This window comes from Corynebacterium sp. SA-MJD20WY100 (assembly GCF_039822565.1).
GTDB classification, from domain to species: Bacteria; Actinomycetota; Actinomycetes; order Mycobacteriales; family Mycobacteriaceae; genus Corynebacterium; species Corynebacterium phoceense_A.
This window is the reverse complement of record NZ_JBCJKS010000002.1, coordinates 112,760-133,334: the sequence shown is the minus strand read 5'-3', so window position 1 is coordinate 133,334 and position 20,575 is coordinate 112,760. Positions and strand designations below refer to the sequence as shown.

20 protein-coding genes are annotated in these 20,575 nt (G+C 64.9%); 15 read left to right on the top strand and 5 right to left on the bottom strand.

Features of this window, described 5'->3' with window-relative positions; all coding sequences use genetic code 11:
* The first annotated feature begins 52 nt into the window (after positions 1-52).
* Entirely contained in the window at positions 53-700 is a 648-nt protein-coding gene (locus tag ABJ196_RS01875; protein ID WP_347304968.1) for a TIGR03089 family protein, read from the top strand.
* Between the two features lie 620 nt (positions 701-1,320).
* On the opposite strand, the gene ABJ196_RS01870 is transcribed toward ABJ196_RS01875, so the two are convergent.
* A complete protein-coding gene (locus ABJ196_RS01870; protein WP_347305024.1) occupies positions 1,321-2,829 on the bottom strand; it encodes an LCP family protein in 1,509 nt (502 codons plus the stop codon).
* 257 nt (positions 2,830-3,086) lie between these two features.
* Between ABJ196_RS01870 and ABJ196_RS01865 the strand changes: the two genes are divergently transcribed.
* From ABJ196_RS01865 to ABJ196_RS01855, 3 genes are all read left to right on the top strand, one after another.
* Complete coding sequence (locus tag ABJ196_RS01865) at positions 3,087-3,989, top strand: glycosyltransferase family 2 protein (RefSeq protein WP_347305023.1); 903 nt, start codon at positions 3,087-3,089, stop codon at positions 3,987-3,989.
* A 45-nt stretch (positions 3,990-4,034) separates the two neighbouring features.
* Positions 4,035-5,111 (top strand): NDP-sugar synthase, encoded by a 1,077-nt coding sequence (locus tag ABJ196_RS01860; RefSeq protein WP_347304967.1) that lies wholly within the window; start codon positions 4,035-4,037, stop codon positions 5,109-5,111.
* 479 nt (positions 5,112-5,590) lie between these two features.
* The gene (locus ABJ196_RS01855; protein WP_066485327.1) at positions 5,591-5,890 is read left to right on the top strand and encodes a WhiB family transcriptional regulator; all 300 of its coding nucleotides are present in this window, start codon (positions 5,591-5,593) and stop codon (positions 5,888-5,890) included.
* A 109-nt stretch (positions 5,891-5,999) separates the two neighbouring features.
* Here the strand turns inward: ABJ196_RS01855 and ABJ196_RS01850 are convergent, their stop codons facing one another.
* Complete coding sequence (locus tag ABJ196_RS01850; protein ID WP_347304966.1) at positions 6,000-6,470, bottom strand: metallopeptidase family protein; 471 nt, start codon at positions 6,468-6,470, stop codon at positions 6,000-6,002.
* A 98-nt stretch (positions 6,471-6,568) separates the two neighbouring features.
* On the opposite strand from ABJ196_RS01850, the gene ABJ196_RS01845 reads away from it, so the two are divergent.
* Together ABJ196_RS01845 and ABJ196_RS01840 are read left to right on the top strand one after the other, a co-directional pair.
* Positions 6,569-7,057 carry a DUF3499 domain-containing protein gene (locus ABJ196_RS01845; protein ID WP_347304965.1) on the top strand — a complete coding sequence of 163 codons (489 nt, stop codon included), beginning with the start codon at positions 6,569-6,571 and terminating at the stop codon, positions 7,055-7,057.
* 90 nt (positions 7,058-7,147) lie between these two features.
* On the top strand, positions 7,148-8,515 hold the full coding sequence (locus ABJ196_RS01840; RefSeq protein WP_347304964.1) for a phosphomannomutase/phosphoglucomutase: 1,368 nt from the start codon (positions 7,148-7,150) through the stop codon (positions 8,513-8,515).
* A 211-nt stretch (positions 8,516-8,726) separates the two neighbouring features.
* On the opposite strand, the gene ABJ196_RS01835 is transcribed toward ABJ196_RS01840, so the two are convergent.
* Complete coding sequence (locus tag ABJ196_RS01835) at positions 8,727-10,082, bottom strand: FAD-dependent oxidoreductase (RefSeq protein WP_347304963.1); 1,356 nt, start codon at positions 10,080-10,082, stop codon at positions 8,727-8,729.
* Between the two features lie 380 nt (positions 10,083-10,462).
* Between ABJ196_RS01835 and ABJ196_RS01830 the strand changes: the two genes are divergently transcribed.
* The 4 genes from ABJ196_RS01830 to ABJ196_RS01815 are packed head-to-tail and all read left to right on the top strand — an operon-like array spanning position 10,463 to position 14,180.
* On the top strand, positions 10,463-12,145 hold the full coding sequence (locus ABJ196_RS01830; RefSeq protein WP_347304962.1) for a nitrite/sulfite reductase: 1,683 nt from the start codon (positions 10,463-10,465) through the stop codon (positions 12,143-12,145).
* Positions 12,145-12,396: a hypothetical protein gene (locus ABJ196_RS01825; protein ID WP_257036612.1), complete on the top strand. Its 252-nt coding sequence runs from the start codon at positions 12,145-12,147 to the stop codon at positions 12,394-12,396. The genes ABJ196_RS01830 and ABJ196_RS01825 overlap by 1 nt, the downstream gene beginning before the upstream one ends.
* A gap of 13 nt (positions 12,397-12,409) precedes the next feature.
* Positions 12,410-13,195 carry a CbiX/SirB N-terminal domain-containing protein gene (locus tag ABJ196_RS01820; RefSeq protein ID WP_257072036.1) on the top strand — a complete coding sequence of 262 codons (786 nt, stop codon included), beginning with the start codon at positions 12,410-12,412 and terminating at the stop codon, positions 13,193-13,195.
* Between the two features lies 1 nt (position 13,196).
* Positions 13,197-14,180, top strand: a complete 984-nt coding sequence (locus ABJ196_RS01815) for a sulfite exporter TauE/SafE family protein (RefSeq protein ID WP_347304961.1) — start codon at positions 13,197-13,199, stop codon at positions 14,178-14,180.
* Here the strand turns inward: ABJ196_RS01815 and cobA are convergent.
* Positions 14,150-14,875, bottom strand: coding sequence for a uroporphyrinogen-III C-methyltransferase (gene cobA, locus ABJ196_RS01810; protein WP_347304960.1), 726 nt, complete (start codon positions 14,873-14,875; stop codon positions 14,150-14,152). The genes ABJ196_RS01815 and cobA overlap by 31 nt on opposite strands.
* Before the next feature lie 26 nt (positions 14,876-14,901).
* Here cobA and ABJ196_RS01805 point away from each other — a divergent pair, with 26 nt between their 5' ends.
* Together ABJ196_RS01805 and manA are read left to right on the top strand one after the other, a co-directional pair.
* A complete protein-coding gene (locus tag ABJ196_RS01805) occupies positions 14,902-16,035 on the top strand; it encodes an exopolyphosphatase (protein WP_347304959.1) in 1,134 nt (377 codons plus the stop codon).
* A gap of 21 nt (positions 16,036-16,056) precedes the next feature.
* Positions 16,057-17,256 (top strand): mannose-6-phosphate isomerase, class I, encoded by a 1,200-nt coding sequence (gene manA / locus ABJ196_RS01800; protein WP_347304958.1) that lies wholly within the window; start codon positions 16,057-16,059, stop codon positions 17,254-17,256.
* A gap of 110 nt (positions 17,257-17,366) precedes the next feature.
* Here manA and ABJ196_RS01795 read toward each other — a convergent pair whose 3' ends face one another.
* On the bottom strand, positions 17,367-18,290 hold the full coding sequence (locus tag ABJ196_RS01795; protein WP_347304957.1) for a hypothetical protein: 924 nt from the start codon (positions 18,288-18,290) through the stop codon (positions 17,367-17,369).
* A 96-nt stretch (positions 18,291-18,386) separates the two neighbouring features.
* On the opposite strand from ABJ196_RS01795, the gene ABJ196_RS01790 reads away from it, so the two are divergent.
* The 3 genes from ABJ196_RS01790 to mtrA all read left to right on the top strand — a co-directional run bounded on the left by ABJ196_RS01790 (position 18,387) and on the right by mtrA (position 20,563).
* Entirely contained in the window at positions 18,387-18,737 is a 351-nt protein-coding gene (locus ABJ196_RS01790) for a DUF4259 domain-containing protein (RefSeq protein ID WP_347304956.1), read from the top strand.
* 276 nt (positions 18,738-19,013) lie between these two features.
* Positions 19,014-19,652: a dTMP kinase gene (locus ABJ196_RS01785; RefSeq protein WP_347304955.1), complete on the top strand. Its 639-nt coding sequence runs from the start codon at positions 19,014-19,016 to the stop codon at positions 19,650-19,652.
* Between the two features lie 209 nt (positions 19,653-19,861).
* The gene (gene mtrA / locus ABJ196_RS01780) at positions 19,862-20,563 is read left to right on the top strand and encodes an MtrAB system response regulator MtrA (RefSeq protein WP_347304954.1); all 702 of its coding nucleotides are present in this window, start codon (positions 19,862-19,864) and stop codon (positions 20,561-20,563) included.
* The last annotated feature ends 12 nt before the right edge of the window (positions 20,564-20,575 follow it).

Genomic DNA, 20,575 nt, shown 5'->3' with positions numbered 1-20,575 from the left:
ACCGATTATGCCGGACAACTCGGCGCGCGACGGGCGGGTAGGATGGGCGGCCATGAAACTGCTGCACACTCTGTTGGAACGCGATCCATCTTCGCCGCGTCTTACGGTCTACAACGAGGCCACAGGCGCACGCATGGACTTCTCGGCCCAGACTCTCGACAACTGGGCGTGCAAGATCGCCAACATGCTCGAAGAGGAGCTCGAGCTAGCGCCCGGAGACACGATTGTCATCGATGTGCCAGTGAGCTGGCAGGCGGCCGTCATTGCGTTGGGAGCGCTTGCCGCGCGCGTGAACTACGAATTCACGGACGACACGGAGGTCGGCCCGGAGGTCACGTTTGCCTCGCCAGAGCGTGCGCCGGAACATAGCGGTGACGTGGTAGTGGTCAACGATGACCCCTTTGGCCGTGGCGTCACGGAGACCGGCGGGGAGCTGCCCGCCGGCGCGCTCGACTTTGGGCCGACGGTGCGTTTCTACGGGGACCAGTACATGGGCGACGCCCCGGCGTTGGACGAGGTCGTGTCAATCCCACAGGAGCATCGTCTGCTGTCTACGGGGTGGGTGGATAACGCGACGTTTAACGACGCTGTCCTCGCGCCGTTGGCAGGCGGCGGATCTGCCGTTGTCGTGGCGGGGCTGACCGAGGCCGAGCGGCTCGATGTCATTGCGGACAATGAGAAGGTGACCTCACGCCTGTAATGTGGGTGTCGCGCTCTATACGTGTGCTGTGCGAAGCGTACAAAATCCCAGCTCAGAGTGCCAATGTCGCACTTTTCTAAGTGGTGCGATATTCTGTGTGTGCAAGGCAGTGCGGCGCCGGGCATTCACCCCCCCCGAGTTGCTCGGAAGCCCCACCTTGCATTTCGGTCCCCGTTGCCGCCCTCCCCCCGAGGCAGGCGACGGGGACCCTTTAGTTTTCGTAGTGCCCTAACTGGGGTTTTCCGGGGGCGTGAATATCGGGCGCGTTGCAGGGGAGATTGATGAAAATGAGGCCTATCGCGCTCGAAAGTGAAGCGAGCGGCGCTGTGCTGGGTCCGCGGCTAGCTTCTGCAGAATGTTGACTGTTCTATCAGCGAATCGGAGACGAAAACGAAGCCGCGAATAAGCTCGCGTCCAGAATCGAGAGCCATACTCTGTGGCATGCGTTCGCCGCTGAGGCGAGCGTATGACCTCGGTCCCGGGGCAACGCGGCGTGAGACACCGCGCGGGCGGCATTAAGTGCCGCTCGGAGGGGACACCTTGAGAGAGATAGAGACACCGAAGGCGCCGACCCCGTGAGGAGTTCGGCGCCTTCGGCGTTTTCTTTGTGCGCGATGCGGTTAGTTCACGCAGCGGGGGGAATCCCCGCCAGCGCTGATCTCCGGGGAGACCTCAGCGGTACCGAAGTCGGCGCCCGGGGTGCCAACCGGCGCCTCGGCGGTGCTGTCTTCTGCGGCGGAGGCATCCGTCTGCGCCTGGTCGGAGGGACCGTTGTAGTCATTGCCGGTGACGACGATGAGCGTGTTCTCGTCGAGGTTGGCGTTGGCCGTAATGGGCAGGCCGCCGAGCTGCTCAGCGAACTTCTTGGCGGTCTCAGACTCGGGGTCAGCGGCGACAACCTGGGACTCGGAGTAGATACCCGGGTCGGCGTTGGCGGTGCGGGCGACGGTGTAGCCGACTTCTTCCAGCCAGGAACCCACGCCACCGGCCAGGCCACTGACGTCGCCTGCGTTGAGGACGTGGATCTCGAGGTTATCCGCGACGGGCTTTTCGCCCGTGTCGGTGGCCGAGGGCGTGGCGGATTCGCTTGTCTCTTCCGAGGACTTGGCAAGATCGTCGAAGAAGCGGTGCACCTCGGCGACGTCGACGGTGACGATGGACTCGCCGTAGTCGCCTTGGCCGTCGATGGAGGTCACGGGGATGGTGTTGAACGTGACGTTGCCGCCGGCCAGGCCGGAGAGCTGGCTCGCCAGACTCATGATGTCCCAGCCGGAATCGAAGCTCACGGAGCGCTCGACGGCGGTGGACAGCTTGGAGAGCTTGGACGGATTCGTCAGCGTGTCCGAGGACAGAAGCTTGGACACGAGGGAGGCGGTAAAGGCTTGCTGGCGGGCGATACGGTCGAGGTCTCCGCGGGGGAGCTCGTGGCGCTGGCGCACGAAGGCTAGGCCCTGAGCGCCGTTCAAGGTTTGCTGCCCGGCGGGGAAGTCCGCGCCAGACAGTTCCTCGTGCACCGGTGCGTTGAGGCAGACGTCGACGCCGCCCACGGCCTCGGTGAGCAGCACGAAACCCACGAGGCCGATTTCGGCGTAGTGGTCGATCTCAATGCCGGTGAGGTCACGGACCTGCTCAAGGAGTGCCGCGCGGCCGGCAGCCGTGCCTTCGGCCGCGACTTCCTTGTCGGTGTACTTGGGCTTCTCACCAGCCTGCTCGGCTACGAGGTTTTCGGCAGCCAGTTCATCCTTGCGCGCGGACTCGTGGGCAGAGAAGACGCCGTTGATCTTCATGTTGCCGTACTCAGGCCCGTTGTTGACGTAGGTGTCGCGCGGGATGGAGATGGCGCTGGCACGGGAACCATCGTTGGGGATACGGATGACCATGATGGTGTCCGTGTTGTGCTCGCCATCATCGACGCCCGCATGCAGGGCGTCGAGCTCGGATTGACTGAGCGTATTGCCTTGAGCATCGACGCGGGAGTCGGAACCGACGAGGAGGATATCCATGGCGCCGTCTGCGTTATTGCCGTCTTTAAATCCCTTGCCGCCGGCGCCCAGCGACAGGTTGTCGATGGATCCGAGTTCGCCACCGAGGCGTCCCACGAAGGCATAGCCGGTGCCGGAGACGAGCATGACGAGCACGGCGACGACGGCTAGTACCACTTTGAGGGAGGTGGAACCGGCTTGGGTGAGGCTGCGAGCCCGAGTCGGCGCGGGTTTAATATCGCGCACGGGGCGTGGCGTGTCAGGGCTCACGGAGGATCGCTTTCTCTAGAAAAGGTAGACAAGGTGAACTGTGAAGCAGTGTAGGCGAGTGGGACCCGATCTTTTTAACGGACATGGCGATTGTCACGTATTAGATCGGTGCCGTGCAGTGTAGAGTTGTCCGCATTGTGAAACATGCACACGCGGGGTCGCAGCGGCCATTAGGAGTAGTCACGGTGACATTCTCACCGGGGGACTACCTTGCCGCATGTCTGGATTCACTGCCCGGCGCCACGGCTGCCGATGCCGTCGTGGTCCTCGCCGATAATGGCTCCACCGATGGCGTCCCTCAGGCCGCCGCGGCCCAGCGCCCCAACGTTGAGCTCCTCGACACGGGCGGAAACATCGGTTACGGCGGCGGCATGAACGCGGGCGCCGCGCGCCTGCGCGAGCTCGCTGCCGAGGGAGTTATTCGCGATGACTTCTTCCTCATTACCAACCCTGACGTCACCTTCGGGGACGGGTCGCTCGACGCGCTCATCGCCTGCGCGGAGGCCTGGCCGCGCGCGGCGGCGGTGGGGCCGCGCATCGTGGAGCCGGATGGCACGAATTACCCGTCCGCCCGCGCCATTCCTACGCTGACCACCGGCATCGGCCATGCGCTCTTCGGTACCGTGTGGCCGTCCAATCCGTGGTCGAAGGCCTACCGCAATGACGCGGACATGACGCACCAACGCATTACCGGCTGGCTGTCGGGATCGTGCGTGCTCGTGCGCTGGGATGCGTTTGAGGCCATCGGCGGCTTCGACGAGCGCTACTTCATGTACCTCGAAGACGTTGACTTGGGCGACCGCTTTACGCGGGCGGGCTGGGAGAACGTCTTTTGTCCCGAGGCCATCATCACGCACGCCAAAGGGCACTCCACGCAGGCGCATGCGGGCGCCATGCTGCGTGCTCATCACGACTCGGCCTATCGCTTCCAGGCGGACCGTCATCCAGCATGGTGGCAGGCACCTGTGCGCTGGGCTCTCAAAATAGGACTGCGTCTGCGGGCGTGCTACGCCGTTGCTACGGCGCGAAAGGGCTAGACTCTTTCGCGATAGACATCCCTGAAGACAAGGATTTTTTATTTCATGGTTGCTCCTGCAGTAGATGCAGTCATCCTCGTGGGTGGCCGCGGTACGCGTCTGCGCCCCTTGACAATCAGTACGCCAAAGCCGATGCTGCCCACGGCGAACTACCCGTTCCTCCAGCACTTGCTGGCGCGCATCAAGTCCGCGGGCATCGAGCACGTCGTACTGTCCACGTCGTTTAAGGCCGAGGTCTTCGAAGAATACTTCGGCGACGGTTCGGACCTCGGGCTCGACATTGAGTACGTCGTCGAGGAGACCGCTCTGGGCACCGGCGGCGGCATTCGCAACGTCTACGACAAGCTGCGCCATGGCACCGTCATGGTCTTCAACGGCGATGTGCTCTCTGGCATGGACTTGAATGGCATCCTCGCCACGCACGAGGAGAAGGATGCAGATCTCACCATGCACCTTCTCAACGTCTCCGATCCGCGCGCCTTTGGTTGCGTGCCCACGGATTCCAACGGCCAGGTCACGGCGTTCTTGGAAAAGACCGAGGATCCGCCCACGAACCAGATCAACGCGGGCTGCTACGTGTTCAAGAAGGAACTCATCGAGTCCATCCCGGCCGACCGCGTGGTCTCCGTGGAGCGCGAGACCTTTCCGCAGTTGCTTGAGGCAGGCAAGCGCGTCTTCGGCCACGTGGACAACTCCTACTGGCGCGATATGGGCCGCCCGGATGATTTCGTGCGTGGCTCGTCCGATATCGTGCGTGGCATTGCGCCGTCGCCGCTCCTTGAGGGCCACACCGGCGAGTCCTTCGTCGATCCCTCGGCGGGGATCGCCGGTGGCGTGCTGCTGCTCTCGGGTACCGCGGTGGGACGCGGCTCGGAGATCGGCGCGGGCTGCCGCATCGACGGCACCGTTGTCTTTGACGGAGTGACCATCGAGCCGGGCGCCGTCATCACGAACTCCATCCTCGCCTCGGGCGTCCACGTGGGTGCGAACGCGCACATCGACAATTGCGTCATCGGCGAAGGCGCCACCATTGGTGCGCGCTGCGAGCTGCAGGGCGGCATGCGCGTCTTTCCGGGCGTACAGATTCCGGACGCCGGCGTGCGCTTTAGCTCTGACGCCTAAAACGCCTAGCCCGGTGTGCGGGCGCGGCGATGCAAAGGCCCAATCCTGTAGCTGCGGGTTGGGCCTTGTGTGCGTCGCGGGCTGCGTGTCGAAAGAGGGGAAAATTTTTCGGCGCAGTGGTGCGACACGCCGAGGATTGTGTGAAATTGTGAGTGCCGATCTTTGCCACCACTAGATGTAGTACCCCCGGCTTTTGCCCCCTGGGTGGTTTTATTGTGATCAAAGTGGCGGATGTTAAAAACGAGCTGCGCGTTCGTGGTTCTCAGGTAAAAAACAGCTCCCGCAGGTTGACGATATTTAGTGCCGGCAGGTTAAATCACAAGTGTGTAAGAAAGCGCGGCGGGAGCAGTGACCCTCCATCGACATCACCGTCAGTGGAAGGAAGAGCCCCCGCCGCCCTTGAAATTAGAACAAGGTCCCCCAGGCGCGTTATAGGCGCAGCCCGTGGCGGACACGACCAACGGAGAAAGGAAAGCGGCGTGGACGACATGGCTAATAACGCCAATCTCCGTGGCGCTGCTGCGGCGGCGCTGTCGTTGGATGAACTCTTTGGCGCTGTTGAGCAAGAGTGGCAAGACCAGGCGCTGTGCGCGCAGACCGACCCGGAAGCTTTCTTCCCGGAGAAAGGCGGCTCGACGCGTGAGGCAAAACGCATCTGCCAAGCCTGCGCAGTGCGCGATGAGTGCTTGGAATACGCACTCGAACACGACGAGCGCTTTGGAATTTGGGGCGGGCTCTCGGACCGCGAACGGCGCCGCCTCAAGCGCCAAATAGGCTAAACGCCCGCGTACGCGGCTTAAAAAGCGCTCGTCTCTCGGCGAGCGTGATGGTGAAGGTCCCCTAAGTGGGGATTTTCGGGTTTTTCTGCGGCTTGCTAGAGCGCGATCTTTACCAGTTGAACCGAGAGTCGATATCCTGCGGCTCGACGTTGAGGTACGTCGCCACGAGCGCGGTGAGCACGGTGGACAGCAGCTCTGCGCGCTCGGCATGGTTGGTGGTGCGCTCCTCAATGGGCATGCGGAAAACGACGAAGCGGGCGCGTGTGGGCCGTCCTTGGGCGTCGACACCGGCGGGAAGCAGACGTCCCAGCGGCACTGGGCCGTCAGCGATGATTTCGTCCGGCAGAACCGTCATATCGGCTCGCAGTCGCATGCGTGGCACGGTGTCGACGGCGATGTCCACGCCGGAGAGCTCCCGGGCATAGGAATTCTGGAGGGGTGCGTAAGCCTCAAGCACGGCGGCATCGAAAAGCTCGGAGCGGCTGCGGAAGCGCGGGCTCTGCTGGGGGAGAAGGGGCCCGCGCGCGCCGCGTCCACGCCGGTCACGGAACGGGCGAATGTGGGGGCGCGCGGTGGTCATGGCCGTAGATTGTAGGCGGCGCACACGCGTCGCGGAGGCAACCACGCCGTGCGCGGGCCTGCCCAACTTTGGGCCGGCGGGCACTAGACTAAGGGACCGTGACTCACCAACGACCCGCCGAACGACACTGCTCGCGTCCTGGCTGCGGCCGCCCTGCCGTAGCAACGCTCACGTATGCCTACGCGGAGCAAACCGCCGTCGTGGGTCCCCTGAGCGAGGAGAAAGATCCGCACAGCTGGGACCTGTGCGAACACCACTCCTCGCGGATTACTGCGCCGCATGGCTGGGAGCTTTTACGCGTGGACCGCGTGGAGCTTGATGATGACGATGATCTCCTGGCGTTGGCCGAGGCCGTTGGTGCCGGTGGACGCGTCACGGATGAAGTAAACGATGAGGGCGCGCGCGATCCCATCGACTACGAGCCCACCTTTGATGGTGCGGATCCGGCGCGGTCTAATCACCCGGTCTTCCGCATGCGGCGCGTGGCGGACGTGCGGGCGGCGCGGCGCGCGCATCTCCACGTCGTCCCGGATGCGGACGACGCGGACGCGAACGACGCTCGGGAGCCTGGACAGCCTGGGGAATAGCTGAAAGCTCGCCACAAAGACGCTGACTAAGTGTGGCGCCGGGCCGTCGCGTGTTCGGTTCGCCGAACATGGGGGCTACACTTGGGGCTTATGCGAACTCGTGAACAGCTCAATGCAGTGATTAAGGCTTATGACGTGCGTGGCGTCGTGGGCGAGGATATCGACGAAGACCTCGTTCGGGACGCGGGTGCGGCGTACGCGTCCATCCTGCGCGGCGAGGGTGAGACCACCGTCGCCATCGGTCACGACATGCGCCCTTCCTCGCCGGCGCTGTCCCAGGCTTTTGCTGAGGGCGTCGTCTCCCAAGGCCTCGACGTCATCAAGCTGAATCTTACGTCCACCGACGAGCTGTACTTCGCGGCAGGTTCCCTGAACCACGCGGGCGCGATGTTCACCGCCTCCCACAATCCGGCCAAGTACAACGGCATTAAGCTCTGCCGCGCTGGCGCCGTGCCGGTAGGCCAGGAGACCGGTCTGGAGACCATCAAGGACATGCTCATCGAGGGCGTGCCCGCTTTCGACGGTACGCTGGGCACGATTACCGAGCGTGAGGTGCTGCCGGACTACGCGGCGTTCCTGCGTGGCCTGGTGCCGCTCGAGGAGTCCCGTCCGCTCGTCATTGCTGCCGATGCCGCCAACGGCATGGGTGGCCACACCGTCCCCGAGGTCTTCAAGGGCCTACCCTTCGACCTACGCCCGCTCTACTTCGAGCTCGACGGCACGTTCCCCAATCACGAGGCCAACCCACTGGATCCGAAGAATCTCGTCGACCTGCAGAAGTTCGTCGTCGAGCAAGGCGCCGATATCGGACTGGCCTTCGACGGTGACGCGGACCGCTGCTTCGTCGTGGACGAGAAGGGCCACCCGGTGAGCCCCTCGGCGATCTGCGCGCTCGTCGCGGAGCGCTACCTCAAGAAATTCCCGGGTGCGACGATCATCCACAACCTCATCACCTCGAAGACGGTGCCGGAGCTCATCGCGGAAAACGGCGGCAAGGCCGTGCGCACGCGTGTGGGCCACTCCTTCATCAAGGCTCAGATGGCCAAGGAGAAGGCCGTCTTCGGTGGTGAGCACTCCGCGCACTACTACTTCCAGGAGTTCTGGAACGCGGACTCCGGCATGCTCGCCGCGATGCACGTCCTGGCGGCCCTGGGCGAGTCCGACAAGCCGCTCTCCGAGCTCATGGCGGACTACTCTCGCTACGAGGCCTCCGGCGAGATCAACTCCACCGTCGCCGACCAGAAGGCAGCGACGCAGGCCGTGCTCGACGCGCTGGCTGACAAGATCGAGTCGGTCGACGAGCTCGATGGCGTGACCGTGCAGCTCAAGGATACCGAGGCCTGGTTCAACGTGCGCGCCTCCAACACCGAGCCGCTCCTGCGCCTCAACGTCGAGGCCAAGACCGCCGCGGAAGTCCAAGCAATCGTTGACGAGGTCCTCGCCATCATTCGCGCGTAGCTCGCATCGCGCCGCTCGCCGCCGTCCTGGTTTCCAGGCCGGCGGCTTGTGTGTGCTTTGAGTATTTCGTCTTAGGCCCTCGCTGCCAGCCCGAAGTCATACAACCCAAAGACGACCCCCGTGCCCTCGACCGGGCCGCAGAAAATTCAGCGCCGCCTCGCCGTCCGCACGAAGCGGACCGCGGGGCGGCGGTGGTGTAGGGCTGGGAAGCTTAGATCTGGTAGTTGTGCGACTGGGAGACCATGTCTTCCCACTCGACGAACTTCTTGCGCTCGCGGCCTTCGGCCTCGCCTGCGGCGCGCTCGGCGGCATCGAGGTTCTTCCAGCCGTCCCAGGTGAGGTAGTCCACGCTCTTATCCTTGAGCAGCTCGGTGAAGTCCTCGCCGTGGGAGTGGGAGAGCTTGCCTGCCTCATAGTCGGCGACGAGCATGCCGATGGTCTCGGTGGCGTCAGACTTCGTGTTGCCGATAAGGCCCACGGGGCCGCGCTTGACCCAGCCGGTGGCGTAGAGGCCAGGGACGACCTCGCCGTCGAGGGAGGTGACGTGGCCGCCGTCGTTGTTGATGACGTGGCGGTCATCGTTGAACGGGACGGACTCGATCGGGTCCGAACGGTAGCCAACGGCGAGGTAGACGGCCTGGACCGGCCACTCGGTGAACTTTCCGGTGCCGGAGACAGAACCGTCGCCGTTGAGGGCGGTGCGCTCGGTCTTGATGCCGGTCACCTTGCCGTTCTCGCCGAGGATTTCCACGGGCTGCTCGAAGAGGTGAATCTGTAGCGTGTGCGGAGCCTCCTTAGGCTCGCGGATGGCGTACTGCTCGAGCACCTGGCACACGAGGTCCTGGGACTTGGAATTAGCGCGAGCCTCCAGCGAGGCTTCGTCGTAGTCGATGTCTTCCGGGTCGACAACGACGTTGATAGTCGGGGAGTGGTCGAGCTCTTTCAGCTCCTGCGGGGTGAACTTTGCCTGGGCTGGGCCGCGGCGGCCAAAGACGCGGACGGTCTCTGCCTGGTTCTTCTTCAGGGACTGGTAGACGTTGTCCGCGATCTCGGTGACGTGGAGCTCGTCGCCCGTCTTCGCGAGGATGCGGGCGACGTCGAGGCCAACGTTGCCCACGCCGACGACGGCGACCTCGGTAGCGGAGAGGTCCCAGTCACGCTTGAAACGCGGGTTGCCGTCGTAGAAGCCCACGAACTCGCCGGCGCCGTGGACGCCTTCGAGGTCGACGCCTGGGATGTTGAGATGGCGGTCGCCCACGGCGCCCGTCGCGAAGACGACAGCGTCGTAGTAGTCCTGGAGTTCCTCGACGGTGACGTCGCGGCCGACATGGATATTGGTGAGCAGACGGATCTGCTCGGTTTCCATGACGCGGTGGAGGGACTTGATAATGCCCTTGATGCGCGGGTGGTCCGGAGCCACGCCGTAACGGATGAGGCCGAAGGGGGCCGGCATCTGCTCGATGAGGTCAATCTGGACGTTGCCGGAGAGTTTCTTGACGAGGATGTCGGAGGCGTAAATTCCGGCAGGGCCAGCGCCAATGACGGCGACGCGCAGGGGTGAAGTCATGAAAGATCCCTTTCCACAGTGGTCTCGTGTCTAGTGCTTTGGTGCGCAACTAGACGTATCTGTTCATAAATATATCCATCATAGTGCCGAATGCCCAGGCTAGGCGCATACGGTATGCGCGTCCTATTGAACTCATCTTTGCGTGGGTGGGCAAGTCCCGCAATTTCATTCTTCTCAAAGTGGCAGGTAGTACTGTATGAATTTTAAAGACCAAGCTGTCTATATTGTTTGAACCATGTTGTTTCACTAGCGTGGTTGCCAATCCAGTTGTGGTGTGGGCCATATATCCCACGCCGCCGGAACGACAAAAACACAGCACAGCGCAATTGACCGCCACCCGCACACGGCGGCATCGATGAGCATTCAGGAGACAGCACCCCATGACGACTGCGACCCGCGAGCGCACGCCCCGCGCAAAGAAAAAGAAGCCGGAAGGCCAGTGGAAGATTGACGGCACCGAGCCGCTGAACCAGGACGAGGTCATTAAGCAGCAGGACCCGGGGCTGTCCGCGCGCCAGCGTGTCATCGACATTTACTCCAAGCAGGGCTTTAGCTCCATCCCGGCCGAAGACCTATCGCCGCGCTTTAAGTGGCTAGGCCTTTACACCCAGCGCAAGCAGAACCTGGGCGGCGAGCTCACTTCCACGCTGAGCAATACCGAGCTGCAGGATGAGTACTTCATGATGCGCGTGCGCTTCGACGGTGGCCGCGTCACCCCGGAGCAGCTGCGCACCGTGGGAGAGATTTCGCGCGACTACGCCCGCTCGACCGCGGACTTTACGGACCGCCAGAATATTCAGCTGCACTGGATCCAGATCGAGGACGTTCCCACTATCTGGGAGAAGCTGGAGAAGGTGGGTCTGTCTACGCTCATGGGCTGCGGTGACGTCCCGCGCGTCATCCTCGGGTCGCCCGTCGCTGGCGTCGCGGAGGACGAGATTATCGACGGCACCTGGGCTATCGACCAGATTACGGAGAAGTACCTGCTCTCCGACGATGTGCAGAACCTGCCCCGCAAGTTCAAGACCGCGATTTCCGGCAACGCCCGTCAGGACGTGACGCACGAAATCCAGGACATCGCCTTCGTCGGTCGCGAGCACCCCGAGTTCGGCAAGGGCTTCGACTGCTTCGTGGGCGGCGGCTTGTCCACCAACCCCATGCTCGCGCAGTCGCTCGGCGTCTTCGTCCCGCTCGAGCGCGTGCCGGAGGTCTGGCACGGCGTGGTGAGCATCTTCCGTGACTATGGCTTCCGCCGCCTGCGCAACCGCGCGCGCCTTAAGTTCCTCGTCGCAGAGTGGGGCATCGACAAGTTCCGCGAGGTGCTCGAAACCGAGTACCTTGACGCGCCGCTCGATCGCGCGGAGCCGGTCGCCCCGCACCTGGGCAACCGCGACCACCTCGGCGTGCACAAGCAGCAGGACGGCAACTACTACGTGGGTGTGAAACCCACCGTGGGTCACGCGACGGGTGAGCAGCTCATCGCGATTGCGGAGGTCGCGGAGCGCTTCGGCGTCGAGCGCATCCGCACCACGCCCATGAAGGAACTGCTCTTCCTCGATATCAAGGAAGAAGTAATCGAGCCGCTCAAGGCCGCGCTGAATGAGACCGGCCTGTACCCGGAACCCTCCGAGTTCCGCCGCGGCATCATCTCCTGCACCGGCCTGGAGTTCTGCAAGCTCGCGCACACGACGACGAAGGCGCGCGCCATCCAGCTCGTCGATGAGCTCGAGGAGCGCGTGGGCGACCTCGACGTGCCGATTTCCATCTCGCTCAACGGCTGCCCCAACGCGTGCGCTCGCTCGCAGGTCTCCGATATCGGATTTAAGGGTCAGACCGTCACGGACGACGAGGGTAACCGCGTCGAGGGCTTCCAGGTGCACTTGGGCGGCGCGCTCGGCCTGGGGGAGGAGGCCTGGGGTCGCAAGCTGCGCGGCCACAAGGTCATCGCGGATGAGGTGGGCGAGTACGTCACCCGCGTCGTCACGAACTTCAAGGAGAACAGCAAGCCTGGCGAGCAGTTCCGTGACTGGGTCGTGCGCGCCGACGAGGAGCTGCTGAAGTAATGCGTTTCCGCCGCGAGCCCAACCCGAACCGCAACCACCCGGCGTACTGCCCGTACTGCGCGTCCGAGTCGCTCTTCCCGGATGAGGAAGGCGATTTCGCGTGGCGCTGCAGCGCGTGCCTGCGCGTCTTCTCCGTCATGTTCCACGGCCAAGACGACGCCCCCGTGGTGGCGTCCGCCGCTCCGTCCGCTGCCCAAGCCCTGCAGGACTCCCTGCGCCGGCACGGACATTCCACCCGTCCCCAGTCATAAAGGATTCCCCGTCATGGCGATCATCGTCTTGTCCCACGGTTCGCGGCACCCTGCCGCGGCCGGTGCAGTAGAGGAGCTCGCCCGGGCTACCGAAGAGCTCACCGGCGAGGTTACCCGCGCCGCGTACTTGGACTTCACCGCGCCCACGCTTGCCGATGCCGCCCTCACGCTCGCCTTGGCCGGCGAGACGCAGGCAACGGTCGTTCCCTTGCTCTTTACCGAGGGCTACCACGCCCGCGTGGACGTGCCCACGGTTGCGGCGGAGGCCTCTGAGCTCACCGGCGTGGACCTGCGCGTCGCGCCCGTGCTGGGCACGGGTTCCGATATCGCGGCGCTGCTTGCAGCTCGCGTGCACGATCCGAGCGCGCACCTCGTGATCTATTCCGTGGGTTCCTCGAATGCGCAGGCCAACGCCGCTGTCGAGCGGCTGGCCGTGCGCGTGGGGGATCTCACGGGGCAGTCGACCTCGTGCATCTTCGCCACGAAGGCCGCAGGCACCCCGTATGGCCTAGCCGGCGTCGATGCCCAGTGCACGACGCACGGCAGCGCCGAGGTGCTACCGCTCTTCGTCGCGCCGGGGCTGTTGCTTGACCTACTCGAACCGCGCGGCGTGCATCGCATGGGAAAGACCTACGACGGCGGCGTTCCTGAGCCCCTCGGCGCGGCACTTGCGCCCATTGTCGCGGCCCGTGCGCGCGGCGGCGCCCCCGGTGTCGTTCATGCGCGCCACAGCGGACAAGGCGCACCCGTGCGCTTCCCGTTGCGGGGACACGCCACCTCTGTCACAGTAAGGAATTAATATGCGCACGCTTATTCTTATTGCACTAGCGGGCTTCGCCGCGCAACTGGTCGACGGTGGCATTGGCATGGGCTTTGGCGTCACGTCCACGACGGTGCTGTTGCTCGCGGGCCTTGGCCCAGCACAGGCGTCCGCCATCGTGCATGCGTCAGAGTTGGGCACCACGTTGGTCTCTGGTGCCTCCCATTGGCGCTTTGGCAACGTGCACTGGCCCACGGTGGTGCGCCTTGGCGTGCCCGGCGGCATTGCCGCATTCCTCGGAGCGACGGTCCTGTCGCGGATCTCCACAGACGCGGCGGCGCCGGTGACCGGGGCCATCCTCACTGCGATTGGCTGCAACCTTATCTGGCGCTTCTCGCGCGGCCGCGTGCGCCGCGACCCTCAGGCAGGACGCATGCATTCGACGCCCTTCCTCATTGGGCTGGGCAGCGTGGGTGGCTTCGTCGACGCCACTGGTGGCGGTGGCTGGGGCCCGGTGTCCACGTCGACGCTCATGGCCATCGGTCGCGAGCAGCCTCGTCGCATTGTGGGCACGGTGAGCGCCTCGGAGTTCCTCGTGACCTTGGGTGCGACGCTCGGCTTCGTGCTGGGACTGTGGGACGAGCTCGTCGCGCACGCTGCGGCCGTCGCGGCTTTGCTCGTGGGTGGTGTTATTGCGGCGCCTATCGCAGCATGGCTTATCTCGCGTATCAACCCGGTTGCGCTGGGCGGCTTGGTGGGCACGGCCATTGTCGTGCTCAACCTGCCCAAGGTCGTCGATGTGCCGGCGTGGGTCCTCGTGGCCCTCGGCGTGGTGGGGGTGACGCTCACCGTCCGCGGCACGCTGGCCTCCCGGGCGGCGCGCAAGGAAGCGGATACCGCGGATCTCCACGGTGCGACCGTGGAGCCTGCAGCGGACGAGGGAGAAGACGACGCTGCGCGCGAGGGGGCATCGGCAAGCGCGCGGGAGTATGCCTACAGCCCGGCGACCTCGCCGATGACGTAAACAGCGGGCGGGGCGATGGCCTCGCCCTCCATGAGCGCGCCCAGGCCCTCGAGCGTGGTGCGGAAGGTGCGCTCACCCGACATCGTGCCCTCCTGAATGACGGCGACCGGGGTAGACCCGGGACGACCGCCAGCCAGGAGGGCCTCGGCGATTTTCCTGGCGTTCTTCACGCCCATGATGACGCTGAGCGTGGCGCCGGAGCGGGCGAGCGCCTCCCAGTCCACGAGGGACGTGGGGTGGCCGGGGGCGAGGTGCCCGGAGACAACCGTGAAGGCGTGGACGACGCCGCGCTGGGTGACGGGAACACCGGCGAGCGCCGGGACGGAAATCGCGGAGGTGACGCCGGGGACGACCTCGCAGGCAAGGCCCGCGTTCGTGAGCGCCTGCAACTCCTCGAAGCCGCGGCCGAAGACATAAGGATCGCCGCCCTTGAGACGCACGACGCGCTTGCCGGCGCGAGCGTGCTCGATGAGCAGCTCGTTGATCTTCTCCTGCGAGATGGATTTCCTATAGGGGAGCTTGGAAACATCGATGATCTCTTTATCGGAGGTATCGAGGAAATCCTCGAGCTGTGCGGCAGGCCCGAGGTGATCGGCGAGGATGACCTCTGCTTGCTCGAGCGCGCGCAGGCCACGGACGGTGATGAGGTCCCACGCGCCAGGGCCGCCGCCTACCAAAATCACAGGATGTGTCATAGGAGATCAGTATAGGGTGGGGGACCATGAATACTTCGAACTGGGAGGACCGCCCCGAGCTGGGCGGAGACGGTTCTCACGAGGCTGCGGAGCCGGGATACTGGTCCGGTTCCAGCGACTATGACCCGGAAACCGTCCGCTTCTTCGACGTCGCGCACGAAGGCGCCCAGGTACGCGTCTTGGCGGGGGCGACGCCTGCCCTGGAATCCTTGCTCTTTGGTACGACACCGCGCGCCGTCGTTCTGCTGCCCACGGACGCTGTGGCGCGCGCGTGCGCGCAGTGTGTGGCGGACCAGCAGACCGGCGTTCCCGTTGTGGTGACGCAACAGCTGCCCGCCTTCGTGGGCGCACTCGACACAGTGGTCGTGCTGGGCGAGCGAGGCTCCTGTGACTGGGCCTCGCAGGCGCTGCTCACCGCCGCGCGGCGCGGTGCGCAGACCGTGTACTTGGGCCCTGCGCGCGGCCCGCTGGCCGAGGACGCTCGAGACGCAGAGGGCACGCTTATCATCGAGGCCCTGCCCACGGTCGAAGGAACCTCGCCCGCGCGCTATATCGCGGGACTGGAGGCTATCTTCCATGCCTTCCATCAGCCGGCGACGGTGACCACGGAGTACCTCGTGGGGCTGGCGGACGAGCTCGACCAGGAACTGGAGACGCTCTCCCCGGAGCGTGACGCGGCGGTCAACCCTGCGCGTGCGCTGCGCAACGCCGTGGAAGGAACGCACGTTATCCACACTGGCGGTGCCGTGGCGCAGGTCGCCGCGGCGCTGTGGGCGGCAGGCGGATTGGGCGGCACCTACGTCGAGCCGGAGCTGGTCCCGGAGGTGCTCGAGCGCCGCGCCGCGGAGAGCACGGGACAGGGCGCGGATCGCGCCGACCCGTTCTACGATCCCTTCCTTGACGGTCCGCCAATGGTACTGTCAAAGGTGCTTATCTGGGATGGCGCACCCGAGAGCCCGCAGGGCTTGGCGGGTGCCCCGAGTCAGGATTATCCTATGGCGTCGGTTGAAGAACCGGATTCCGCTGAATATTCCGGTTCTGGCGCGTCAACGACGCCGCCCACGTATATCGCAGTCACGGCTTCTACGGCCGCAGCACATCCCTTGCAGTTGCTTGTGCGCGCCCTGGCCGCGACAGCTTTTTATGCCTCCGAGCACTAGCTCGGATTGAGAGGAGACTTCATGGACAAGATTGTCCCTGCCGCACGCCGCTATTCCTGGGGTTCGCGGACGCTCATCCCCGAGCTCGTGGGCTCTGAGCCTTCGGGCCAGCCCCTCGCCGAGCTGTGGTACGGCGCCCACCCGGGGGATCCCTCGACGATTGCGGAGACCGGCGCGCGCCTTGACGAGGTCATCGGCGCGGACCCGCGCAGCGTCGCACCGTGGGCCGGCGGCCTGCCGTTCCTCATGAAGATTTTGGCGGCCGACGACGTTTTATCCTTGCAGGCGCACCCCTCACCGGAGCAGGCCACGGAAGGCTTTGCCCGTGAGAATGCGTTGGGCATCGCGCTCGATGACGCGAAGCGTAACTACAAGGATGGCTCCCACAAGCCGGAGATCATCATTGCGCTCAGCCCCTTCTACGCCATGGCGGGCTTCCGCCCGCTGGCGCGCACGCGCGAGCTCTTCGCCGCTCTCGAGTGCCCGGAGCTCGACCGCTACCTGTCCATGCTCTCGCCAGAGGAGACCCCGGACGCGGAGGAAGATAACCTGCGTGCGCTGTTTACGACGTGGATTACCATTCCCTCTGCCGCACGCCGCGAGCTCATCGACGCCATCGTCGCTGCGGCCCCGCGCGTGCCGGAAGGCTGGATGTCGCGCGTCATGGATACGGTCCTCCACATCAACGAGCAGTACCCGGGCGATATCGGCGTGCTGGGCGCGCTGTTGCTCAACCACATCGAGCTCGCGCCGGGCGAGGCTGTCTATCTCGACGCAGGCCAGCTCCACGCCTACGTCCACGGCCTCGGCGTGGAGGTCATGGCGAACTCGGATAACGTGCTGCGTGGCGGTTTGACGCCCAAGTACGTCGATGTGCCCGAGCTCGTCAAGGTCCTCAAATTCGCCGCGCTCGAGGAGCCGCGCGTGCACCCGCAACAGCTGGGCGATGGCCTTTCTGCGGCCGCCACGGTGGCCGAGGAATACATCACCCCGGCCGACGAGTTCACCGTCGACCGCTACGAGCTGCCGGCTGGTGCCACGGGCACGCTCAACCCCACCGGCCCGGCCATCGCGCTGTGCACGCACGGCACCGTGACGCTGGGTGAGACCACTCTGGCTCCGGGCGAGGCCGCGTGGCTGCCCGCCACGGACGGTCCCGTCACGGTCACCGTTGACTCCGCTGCCGCCGCCCCGGCACAGCTCTTCGTCGCGCGCGCCTAGTTCGCGCCTCGTTCCGGTCGCGTACGGCGCCGCACACGCCCATGGCCCCGCTGCCTTTCCTTCGTTGACAACGAGGGAGACAGCGGGGCCGAATGCGTTCTTGGTGCGCGCTAGTTGGCCAGCTCCGTGGGCTCTTGCGGATCCGCCTGCGTGGTCGTGTGCACGCCGGTGGTCTCAGCGGTGGGGGAGTCAGCCGTGGGCTGTGGCGAGTCGGCGCTCGTGGGTTCGTTCGCCGGCGAGGTGTGGCCGTTCGTGGCGGTCGCCGACGAGTCGTGGCCGTTCGTGGCGGTCGTCGGCGTGTCTTGCGTGCTTGTGGTCTCCGTGGGCTCGACCGGAGTGGTCTCGTCCGTCGAGGTAGCAGGCGTGTCCTCGTCACGCGTGGGGCCTTCTGTCGGCTTATCCGTGGGGAGCACAGTGGTGGGCCGCGGCGTCGGCTGCTGTGACGTGGGCGCATGGGTGGGTGCCGGAGCCGGGTCATCAGACCTGGACGTGGAGTCGCGTGGGCTAGGCGCGGGGGCCGGCGCATTGGTGGGCAAGGTACCAATGGAAGTCGGCGCGCCCGGGTGCAGGTCGCCCGTCACCGCGGTGATGACAGTCGTGGGGGCCGCAGTCGCACCAGGCGCCATGGTGGCGGGAATCTGCGTCCGTGCCGAGGGGCCGCGGGTTGACGTGGGCAGGACGGTGCCGTCGCTGATATTGCCCGGGCGGTAATACGTGGTGGGGTTGGCATCCAGCTTCTTCGTGTTGAACACGGCGTTTGGTGCCAAGAAAGGGTCATCCGCCAGCGGTGCCACGTTGCGGCCAGACTTGCTGCTATCACCGGTTTCCGTGGCGTAGACGTGGTCGTGCACATCGTCACCCGCAGCTTGGGTGCTGCGTAGGTCTATGTCACCGGCGCCGACGGCCTCATTCATGGCAGGATCAGAGGAAGAGGACCCTGGGGCCCCGAGGCGCCACACAACTGCACCGATGCCGGCGGCAAGAAGCACACCGACAATGATGAAGATGAGCGCGCGGCGCGTATCGGCTTTCACCTGCGGTATTCCTCTCGTGACATGACTGTGGTAACAAGTTGGTAACGACAATACCATGGTCGCCGTCTGGCCTAGACCTTTGATAAAGGAGAGAATATGAGTACCTGGGATGAGCACATCCTCAGCTCTGACGTGAATACAGACTTCCTCGATGAGCTGGCCGACCTCGAAGATGAGGATATTGTGGAGGCCGTGCGTGACGCCGTTATGCTTGCTGCCAGCGGCGATGCCTCTGGTGACGAGGAAAGCAACGGCCTTGCTGCGGCGACGATCGCCGCCATTTGGGCCGGCGCGCCTTTTACGGCGGGGGAGATCATTATCGAATACCCGTTCATTCGTTCGCTCGCCGGTTCTGGCGACGAGGAACTACATGAAAAGGCTGCGGAGCTGCTGGAATCTGTTGAGGATGAGGTGGATCTCGAGCCCTTCACCGAGGCTTTGTCCTAGGGGCCGCCGTGACACGGCGCGCGAGGGCGAATAGTCGCTCGGAGTGCGCCGGAGTGGGGATTACACCGCTGTATGCAGGGCAGAAGGCTGAACGCATGGGGGTGTCAACGTCTCTCGTGAACTACCCCTCTGTGGCTCGAGGCTATCGCTGTACGCGGTGTCGTTGAGCCGTATAGTGCGGGGAGGATATCGCGCGCACGCTGAAAATGCCGCGCGCACGAATCCGCACGAAAGCTGTGCAGGAAAGCTGTGCAGGACAACAGGGAAAGGAACGCCATGATCGTCGCCATCGAGGGCATCGACGGAGCGGGCAAGAACACGCTCGTCGGTCGCCTGTGTGAGGTACTCGATGTGCCGGCGCGTGTCATCGCCTTTCCACGCTACGAGGTATCCATTCATGCGCAGCTCGCCCGTGAGGCGCTCTATGGGCGCATGGGGGATATGACACAGTCGCCGTACGCCATGGCGACGCTCTTTGCGCTCGACCGCTGTGGCGCGCGCGAAGACATCGCGCCGCGCGACGGGGAGCTGGTCATACTTGACCGCTACGTCGCGTCGAATGCCGCGTACTCCTCCGCGCGCCTGGGCGGCGCCGAGGGCAACCCTGAGATCGTGCAGTGGGTCTACGATCTGGAGTTCGGCCGTTTGGAGCTTCCGCACCCGGACCTGCAGATTTTCTTGGACACGGACGCGGCGCTCGCGGCCCAGCGCGCCGCGGGCCGCGCCGCACAGGACGCGACGCGCGCTAAGGACGAATACGAAAAAGACGACGCGCTGCAGGCGCATACGGCCGCAGCCTACCGGCGCCTGGCCGCCGCAGAGTGGGGCGGGCCGTGGCTTGTGACCAGCGATGCTGACCGCGTCATCGAGGCCGTGCGGGCGCTTCTCGGCGCCGGCAGTGAAGACACGAACTAGGCGGCCCTGAAAGTCCCAGCATGGGGAAGGCACGCGCGCCGCTCATCGCGCGGGGCGCTCCGATCCGACATACTGGGTAGGAAACGCTGCATGCCCTCAGTGTGCGACCACGCCGGTTGGCGGGAGTTCGCGTGCCACAGTGGGTGGGCAGTGCGGGATAGAGGCGCTGTGCAGGCAGCGCCACATTTGAGAAGGAGACGAGGTTTACTGTGGCCCCTAAGATTTTGGTCGTTGACGATGATCCAGCAATCTCGGAGATGCTCACTATCGTCCTGGAAGCGGAGGGGCTTGAGCCCATTGCCGTGACCGACGGCGCGCAGGCCGTACCGGCCTTTGAGGAGCACCAGCCGGACCTCATTCTGCTCGACCTGATGCTCCCCGGCATGAACGGCGTGGATATCTGCCGCGCCATCCGCCGCACCTCCTCGGTGCCGATCGTCATGCTTACCGCGAAGACGGACACTGTCGACGTCGTGCTGGGCCTTGAGTCCGGCGCGGATGACTACATCACCAAGCCCTTCAAGCCGAAGGAGCTCGTTGCCCGTATCCGCGCCCGCCTGCGCCGCACGGAGTCGACCTCCCAGGAGCTCATCGAGGTCGGCGACCTCATCATCGACGTCCCGGAGCACACCGTCCGCCGCGTCGATGGCGAGGAAATCTCGCTCACGCCGCTTGAGTTCGATCTGCTCCTTGAGATGGCCCGCAAGCCCGGCCAGGTTCACACCCGTGAGGAACTGCTCGAGTCCGTGTGGGGCTACCGCCACGCTTCGGACACACGCCTTGTCAACGTCCACGTCCAGCGCCTGCGCGCCAAGATCGAGCACGATCCGGAAGACCCGCAGATCGTCCTCACCGTGCGCGGCGTGGGCTATAAGACCGGCAAGGTCGGTGCCGGTGCAGCCGGGGAGTAAATCATTCTCACT

Bases quoted from the DNA above. Each gene is read 5' to 3' on its own strand.
- ABJ196_RS01785 (WP_347304955.1), top strand. From the start codon at position 19,014: ATGATCGTCGCCATCGAGGGCATCGACGGAGCGGGCAAGAACACGCTC.
- ABJ196_RS01825 (WP_257036612.1), top strand. From the start codon at position 12,145: ATGCGTTTCCGCCGCGAGCCCAACCCGAACCGCAACCACCCGGCGTAC.
- ABJ196_RS01820 (WP_257072036.1), top strand. From the start codon at position 12,410: ATGGCGATCATCGTCTTGTCCCACGGTTCGCGGCACCCTGCCGCGGCC.
- ABJ196_RS01870 (WP_347305024.1), bottom strand. From the start codon at position 2,829: ATGCTCGTCTCCGGCACCGGCTATGCCTTCGTGGGACGCCTCGGTGGC.
- ABJ196_RS01805 (WP_347304959.1), top strand. From the start codon at position 14,902: ATGAATACTTCGAACTGGGAGGACCGCCCCGAGCTGGGCGGAGACGGT.
- ABJ196_RS01835 (WP_347304963.1), bottom strand. From the start codon at position 10,082: ATGACTTCACCCCTGCGCGTCGCCGTCATTGGCGCTGGCCCTGCCGGA.
- ABJ196_RS01850 (WP_347304966.1), bottom strand. From the start codon at position 6,470: ATGACCACCGCGCGCCCCCACATTCGCCCGTTCCGTGACCGGCGTGGA.
- ABJ196_RS01815 (WP_347304961.1), top strand. From the start codon at position 13,197: ATGCGCACGCTTATTCTTATTGCACTAGCGGGCTTCGCCGCGCAACTG.
- cobA (WP_347304960.1), bottom strand. From the start codon at position 14,875: ATGACACATCCTGTGATTTTGGTAGGCGGCGGCCCTGGCGCGTGGGAC.
- ABJ196_RS01875 (WP_347304968.1), top strand. From the start codon at position 53: ATGAAACTGCTGCACACTCTGTTGGAACGCGATCCATCTTCGCCGCGT.
- ABJ196_RS01860 (WP_347304967.1), top strand. From the start codon at position 4,035: ATGGTTGCTCCTGCAGTAGATGCAGTCATCCTCGTGGGTGGCCGCGGT.
- manA (WP_347304958.1), top strand. From the start codon at position 16,057: ATGGACAAGATTGTCCCTGCCGCACGCCGCTATTCCTGGGGTTCGCGG.
- ABJ196_RS01830 (WP_347304962.1), top strand. From the start codon at position 10,463: ATGACGACTGCGACCCGCGAGCGCACGCCCCGCGCAAAGAAAAAGAAG.
- ABJ196_RS01790 (WP_347304956.1), top strand. From the start codon at position 18,387: ATGAGTACCTGGGATGAGCACATCCTCAGCTCTGACGTGAATACAGAC.
- ABJ196_RS01840 (WP_347304964.1), top strand. From the start codon at position 7,148: ATGCGAACTCGTGAACAGCTCAATGCAGTGATTAAGGCTTATGACGTG.